This is a genomic window from Corynebacterium sp. MSK310, assembly GCF_030227355.1.
Lineage (GTDB): Bacteria > Actinomycetota > Actinomycetes > Mycobacteriales > Mycobacteriaceae > Corynebacterium > Corynebacterium rhinophilum.
Window position 1 is genome coordinate 1 of the sequence record NZ_JASPFZ010000075.1, and the last position, 251, is coordinate 251.

General features: G+C 55.4%; 1 protein-coding gene. It reads right to left on the reverse strand.

What is annotated here, in order from left to right; translation table 11 throughout:
* Positions 1-251 (reverse strand): transposase (locus QP891_RS11770; protein WP_284817096.1); only part of this gene is annotated, 251 nt, incomplete at both ends.

Genomic DNA, 251 nt, shown 5'->3' on the forward strand with positions numbered 1-251 from the left:
CACCGAATAGCCCACGGATACAACGTCATCGATGGCTTCATAATTTGCGTGCCGGGGAAAGAATTTTTGCCTCCGCATGCTCCTTTTAGTAGCGGTTTTTCCAGCTCGGCTTCTCCGAGTAGGCGGGTAAGCTTGGCGTTTTCTTCCTGCAGTTCTTTAAAGCGGCAGGCTTCGCTGCGGGACATCTCGCCGTACTGCTTGACCCAGCGACGGTAGGTTGCCTCGCTAACACCGAGGTCGCGGCAGACTTC